Source organism: Bacteroides sp. GD17 (genome assembly GCF_038448625.1).
In the GTDB taxonomy this organism is placed as follows: Bacteria; Bacteroidota; Bacteroidia; order Bacteroidales; family Bacteroidaceae; genus Bacteroides.
This window is the reverse complement of sequence record NZ_JBCEZS010000055.1, coordinates 1-1,387: the sequence shown is the minus strand read 5'-3', so window position 1 is coordinate 1,387 and position 1,387 is coordinate 1. Positions and strand designations below refer to the sequence as shown.

Genomic DNA, 1,387 nt, shown 5'->3' with positions numbered 1-1,387 from the left:
TGATCACTCCGAGTTTTGCAGCTGCACCGCGATAATGCTGGTACAGCATCTCGTGTGTGGGATGGTTGCAGTTCAGATGCTCACCGATGGCTTCCAGCAGGTCGAGCAGTGTTATCTGATAGCTGGGTCTTGCCAGTTCGTAGGCGGTTAGCAGGTCTCGCTGCTCGGTATCCTTGCAACGTATCAGTCCTCCTGCTTCTAGTTTCAGGAGCAGTTCGGAAACGGTGTTCTGTACAAGGGCATAATAGGGCAGGATTTCCTGCGTATTTCCCTGAGCTATGTCGTTGAGTACCGATATAGCCGTCTGTGTTAATGGTGTCAGCATGATATTTATGTTGGTGGTAAGTACGCAGTGTATAGCTATAATGCCCTAAAGGCGTTATAGTCAACGTCGAATTGTCTTTTTGATTAAGATTTTGTGATCAGTTTGCGAAATTGCAATAACTTAATTTTGATTGAATCTATTCTTCAATTCATTATAGATGCTGAACAATACTTCAACTTTAGAAAGAAGTTCATTCAGAATTGTAATTACATCAGTATCGAGCAAGGGATAGTCATGAGAAATTTCATATCAGTTGCATCCCTTTTTCTAATGCTTCATGTACTACCAATGAATCTTCATGGTCGCCAATGACATCTATCTTTTGATCGCCTAAATACTGTTTCAGACGTGAAATCATACGAATACGAGCCAATACGCCTTTCTTTTCTCCTTCTGTACGGACCAGCAAATCAATATCCCCTCCGCGTTTCTCATCATTGAGCCGGGAGCCGAAAAGATATACCTTCACACTTTCGCCATAAATTTCTTTGGCGATTCGGATAATGGTCTGTATTTCTTTAGATTGTAAGCGCATTCATTCGTTGTTTTCGCAAAGATAGCAATTTTTATCCGGATTATCATCGATTTTTTATAAACATTTTCCAAACACCAATGATGAGATTTCCTTCCACATCCTTTCAATTTCTCTCTCTGTAGCATACTCCTGAAAAGCCGTCATGATGCGGATGTAGAAGCTCAACTTCAAATCCTTACCATCTCGAACTCTCGTAATACGTGCGGCGGCTGATATGGCAGTCGCTGCAAAGCTGTTTAACGCTGATTCCCAAGTTGAGACGGAAATCATCAATATATTCGCCTAAACTCTCGTAATTACATGATTCTTCTGTTGCTTCAAGCATGATTTTTATAAATTGAAATGAGTACAAAAAACATAAATTTGGCGGGCATTTTACCGGGCATTTGCCCGATTGATAATATAATATAATATATATATATATACTAAAGGGGGAATTCTTCTGACGAAGAAATTTTCGCCTTCAGGCGATGAAGATTCAAACCATTTAAATTCTTCATTTATTGAATAATTATTGTTTGTATGAT

Annotated in this window: 3 protein-coding genes; all 3 read right to left on the bottom strand. The window is 39.6% G+C overall.

Annotated elements, in window-relative coordinates; translation table 11 throughout:
* A partial coding sequence (locus AAE250_RS23550; protein WP_342289511.1) for a hypothetical protein occupies window positions 1-325 on the bottom strand: 325 nt, incomplete at its 3' end.
* Between the two features lie 244 nt (window positions 326-569).
* On the bottom strand, window positions 570-860 hold the full coding sequence (locus AAE250_RS23545) for a nucleotidyltransferase domain-containing protein (protein WP_294602189.1): 291 nt from the start codon (window positions 858-860) through the stop codon (window positions 570-572).
* A gap of 175 nt (window positions 861-1,035) precedes the next feature.
* Entirely contained in the window at window positions 1,036-1,185 is a 150-nt protein-coding gene (locus AAE250_RS23540) for a transcriptional regulator (protein ID WP_342289510.1), read from the bottom strand.
* Window positions 1,186-1,387: the final 202 nt, after the last annotated feature.